4 protein-coding genes are annotated in these 5,040 nt (G+C 44.8%); all 4 read left to right on the top strand.

Annotated elements, in window-relative coordinates; translation table 11 throughout:
* Positions 1 to 207: 207 nt before the first annotated feature.
* Positions 208 to 1,659 (top strand): dihydrolipoyl dehydrogenase, encoded by a 1,452-nt coding sequence (gene lpdA / locus ACTXGO_RS09500; RefSeq protein WP_317199651.1) that lies wholly within the window; start codon positions 208 to 210, stop codon positions 1,657 to 1,659.
* A gap of 142 nt (positions 1,660 to 1,801) precedes the next feature.
* Positions 1,802 to 2,980: an ADP-forming succinate--CoA ligase subunit beta gene (gene sucC / locus ACTXGO_RS09495; protein ID WP_317199650.1), complete on the top strand. Its 1,179-nt coding sequence runs from the start codon at positions 1,802 to 1,804 to the stop codon at positions 2,978 to 2,980.
* Between the two features lie 27 nt (positions 2,981 to 3,007).
* A complete protein-coding gene (gene sucD, locus ACTXGO_RS09490; RefSeq protein WP_435950036.1) occupies positions 3,008 to 3,883 on the top strand; it encodes a succinate--CoA ligase subunit alpha in 876 nt (291 codons plus the stop codon).
* 113 nt (positions 3,884 to 3,996) lie between these two features.
* A partial coding sequence (gene galE / locus ACTXGO_RS09485; RefSeq protein ID WP_443574209.1) for a UDP-glucose 4-epimerase GalE occupies positions 3,997 to 5,040 on the top strand: 1,044 nt, incomplete at its 3' end.

Raw genomic sequence — 5,040 nt, 5'->3', positions numbered from 1 at the left:
GATACAAGCTTTTTACCTTTGCTATGAGTAGCTCTGCTTGTTGTCATAAATATCTCTTAGCCTTTTCACAGCTTAGCTATTCTAGCAACCTTCTTTTCATTTATAGTCATAAAGCATCATTTAAAGCTTGTTTGCTATAAATACAATCTATTGTCTACGTATGATAGATCACTCATTTAATAAATAAAAATATTAAGGAAACTCATTATGAAAGACAGTTATGATCTAGTCGTCATTGGTGGCGGTCCTGGTGGTTATGAAGCCGCTATCCGTGCAGGTCAATTGGGTATGAGCGTAGCTTGTATCGAAAAACGCGTCTATAAAGGCGAGCCTGCGCTTGGTGGTACGTGCTTGAACGTTGGTTGTATCCCATCAAAAGCACTGCTTGATACTTCACATCGTTATGAGGCCACCAAGCATGATCTTGAAGAGCACGGTATCAGCACAGGTGATGTGGGTATCGACATTGAGAAAATGATCGAGCGCAAAGAAGGCATCGTCAAGCAATTGACAGGCGGCGTGGCAGCACTGTTAAAAGGTAATGGTGTTGAGTGGTTACAAGGCTGGGGCACACTAGTTGATGGCAAGGGTGATGACAAAAAAGTTAAATTTGTTGCTTTAGAAGATGAAAGCGAGAGCACCATTACTGCCAAAAACGTTATCTTGGCTTCAGGTTCTATCCCTATTGATATACCAGTAGCAAAAGTCGATCATGAGCATATCGTTGACTCGACAGGCGCGCTTGATTTTACCGAAACTCCCAAACGCTTAGGCGTCATTGGTGCAGGTGTCATTGGTCTTGAGCTGGGGTCAGTATGGCGTCGCCTAGGTAGTGAAGTCGTCGTTTATGAAGCTTTGCCTGAGTTTTTGGCAGCAGCTGATAAAGATATTGCCAAAGAAGCGCGTAAGATGTTCAAAAAGCAAGGTCTTGATATCCGCGTTGATACCAAAGTGACCAATGCTGAAGTTAAAGATGGTCAAGTCGTGGTCACTAGTGAAAACAAAGGTGAGGCGTCTGATGAGAGCTTTGATAAGCTGATCGTTTGTGTCGGTCGCCGTGCTTATTCTGAGAAACTACTTGGTGATGACAGTGGCGTAACCTTGACCGAGCGCGGCCTTATCGATGTTGATGAGCAGTGCAAGACTAACTTAGATGGCGTATACGCTATCGGTGATTTGGTACGCGGTCCGATGCTGGCGCATAAAGCGATGGAAGAGGGCATGATGGCTGTTGAGCGTATTCATGGTGAAAAAGCTCAGATCAACTATGACACGATTATCAATGTCATTTATACCCATCCAGAAATTGCTTGGGTAGGTCTCACTGAGCAAGAAGCCGCTGATGCAGGCTATGAAGTCAAAACAGGCTCATTCAACCTAGCCGCTAACGGCCGCGCTCTGGCACAAAGTGAAGCGCAAGGGTCTATCAAAGTTGTCGCTGATGCCAAAACCGATCGCCTATTAGGTATGCATGCTATCTCTGCAGGAGCTGGCGACATTGTTCATCAAGGTATGATCGCAATGGAGTTCGTCTCAAGCATTGAAGACTTACAACTAATGACCTTTGCTCATCCAACAATCTCTGAGGCCGTACACGAAGCGGCACTATCAGCAGATGGACGTGCTATTCATGCTATCCAGCGCAAAAAACGTAAGTAGTTAACAGTTTTGCTTTAGCAAGATAATAGTTTGATTAGGCAACATAGCAGAACTCATTACGATGAGTTCTGCTGCTATGGTAAATTGCCTGATTTCACATTTTTACTCTCTCTTATTTAGATAATAACGAAGGATACAAGCAATGAATTTACATGAGTATCAAGCAAAAGAGCTGCTAAAAAGCTACGGCTTACCGATTCAAGAAGGTATTGTCGCTTATAGTGGCGATGAAGCCGCGGCAGCTTTTGACAAAACGCCGACAGATATCGCAGTTATCAAAGCGCAAGTTCACGCTGGTGGTCGCGGCAAAGCAGGCGGCGTTAAACTGGTCAAAACCCGCGAAGAAGCCAAAAAAGTGGCTGACGAGCTGATCGGTACCAATCTAGTGACCTTTCAGACCGATTCTGATGGCCAACCGGTCAACTTTGTACTCGTCGCAGAAGACATGTACCCAGTACAAACTGAGCTCTATCTTGGCGCTGTCGTTGATCGCTCAACACGCCGCGTGACCTTTATGGCCTCAACCGAAGGCGGCGTCGATATCGAAGAAGTTGCCAGTCAAACGCCTGAAAAGATATTTAAAGTCAGCGTCGATCCACTAGTGGGTCTGATGCCGTATCAAGCTCGCGAAGTCGCGTTTAAATTAGGTCTAGAAGGCAAGCAAGTCAATCAGTTTGCAAAGCTCATGAAAGGCGCGTATCAAGCTTTTATTGACAATGATTTTGCTCTGCTTGAAGTCAATCCATTAGCAGTACGTGAAAACGGCGAGATCGTCTGCGTCGATGGCAAAATCGGTATCGACTCAAATGCACTATACCGTCTGCCAAAAATCGAAGCTCTGCGTGATAAGTCGCAAGAGAATGAGCGTGAGCTTAAAGCATCAGAGTTTGATCTAAACTACGTAGCCCTAGAGGGTAATATTGGTTGTATGGTTAATGGTGCAGGCCTCGCTATGGCGACCATGGATATCATCAAGTTATACGGCGGTAAGCCTGCTAACTTCTTGGACGTGGGCGGCGGCGCGACCAAAGATCGCGTGGTTGAAGCGTTTAAGATTATCTTAGAAGATAGCAGTGTTGAAGGGGTCTTGATCAATATCTTTGGCGGTATTGTACGCTGTGACATGATTGCAGAGGCGATTATCGCTGCAGTCAAAGAAGTAGACGTGCAAGTGCCTGTAGTCGTGCGCTTAGAGGGTAATAATGCTGAAAAAGGCCTACAGATTTTAGAAGAGTCTGGTCTAAAGCTTACCTCAGCGCAAGGTCTTGCAGACGCGGCGCAAAAGATTGTTTCTGCAGTTACCACAGGTATCGTCAACTAAAATAATGATCAAAAGTAGGAAAAAATAATGAGTGTATTAATTGATAAAAATACCAAAGTATTGGTACAAGGTTTTACGGGTAAAAACGGTACGTTTCATTCTGAGCAAGCGATTGAGTACGGTACTAAAGTAGTCGGCGGCGTGACTCCAGGTAAAGGCGGTCAAACGCATCTGGGTCTACCTGTATTTGATACTATGGGCGAGGCCATGGAAGCGACGCAAGCGGACGCGTCTGTCATCTATGTACCAGCGCCCTTTGTACTAGATTCAATCGTTGAAGCTGTAGACGCAGGCGTTAAACTTATCGTTGTTATCACCGAAGGCGTACCGACTTTAGATATGCTAAAGGCCAAGCGTTACCTTGAAGCTGCAGGCGATGTACGCCTTGTCGGTCCAAACTGCCCAGGCGTTATCACGCCAGGCGAGTGCAAAATAGGTATCATGCCAGGTCATATTCATCTGCCAGGCAAAGTGGGTATCATTTCACGTTCTGGTACGCTGACCTATGAAGCCGTTGCGCAAACGACAAAGCTAGGTTTTGGTCAATCAACTTGTATCGGTATTGGCGGCGATCCTATCCCAGGTATGAATCAGATAGACGCGCTAAAACTGTTCCAAGACGATCCACAAACCGAAGCCATCATCTTGATCGGTGAGATTGGCGGTACGGCTGAAGAAGAAGCGGCAGCGTACATTAAAGATAATGTGACTAAACCTGTTATCGGTTATATCGCTGGTGTGACGGCACCTGCTGGCAAGCGTATGGGTCACGCAGGCGCGATTATCTCTGGTGGTCAAGGCACAGCCGAAGAAAAGTTCAAAGCCTTTGAAGACGCGGGTATCGCTTATACACGCGATCCCTCAAAACTAGGTGACAAGCTAAAAGAAGTCACTGGCTGGTAATGCGTTAAAAGCTACATAAGTTTGGCAGATAACTATTTAATTATATTGATATACTATAAAGACACTTCACAATGAGGTGTCTTTTTTTATTCTTATATACTTTTGGTTATATTATGAAGCACAAGATTCTGGTCACAGGCGGCGCAGGTTATATAGGGTCTCATACTTGCATTGCACTATATCAGGCAGGGTATGAAGTGGTTGTCTTTGATAACTTATCTAATAGTAGCGTTGAGGCGCTCAATCGTGTCTCAACGCTCATTGGTGAGTCCATCGAATTCATTGAAGGCGACATTCGCGACCGCAGAGCACTACAAAAAGTATTCGCTCAACACGAATTTTTTGGCGTTATTCATTTTGCAGGACTAAAAGCGGTTGGTGAGTCTGTCGCCAAACCTCTGCTTTATTATGACAACAATGTTAGTGGGACCATTACACTACTTGACATTATGAGTAAATTTAGCGTTAAAAGTTTCATCTTCTCTTCGTCAGCAACGGTCTATGGCGATGCTGAAATTTTACCTATTGATGAAAGCTCTCCTCGTTCTGCGACCAATCCTTATGGTCAAAGTAAGCTGACGGTTGAACACATCTTAGAAGATTTAGCAGTAGCAGATAAAGACTGGAATTTGGTAACTTTGCGCTATTTTAATCCGGTAGGCGCGCACTCTTCAGGTACAATTGGTGAGGATCCAAATGACATTCCCAATAACTTGATGCCGTATATCTCTCAAGTTGCCGTCGGTAAGCTTGAAAAATTAAATATCTTTGGTAATGATTACGCCACTATTGATGGTACGGGTGTCCGTGATTTTATTCATGTGACTGATTTGGCATCAGGTCACGTTGCCGCTTTAAATTATTTAAAGCAGCAAGACTGTGCAAAAGAGAGTCGCTCAGTAGGATTTTTACCCATTAATTTGGGTACGGGTAAAGGGACTTCTGTTTTAGAGTTGGTCGATACGTTTGCTAGTGTAACTGAGCAAAATATTCCTTATCAGTTTGCCGCGCGCCGCGCGGGGGATATCGCCAGTTGTTACGCCAGTGCTGACAAAGCAAAAACATTGCTGGACTGGGAAGCTAAGCTATCTATCATCGATATGTGCAGCGATACTTGGCGCTGGCAAAGTCAAAACCCTAATGGCTATAATGCCTCT

Source organism: Psychrobacter sp. T6-1 (genome assembly GCF_052258445.1).
Note: the sequence above shows the minus strand (reverse complement) of the source record. Positions and strands in the feature narration are given on the sequence as shown.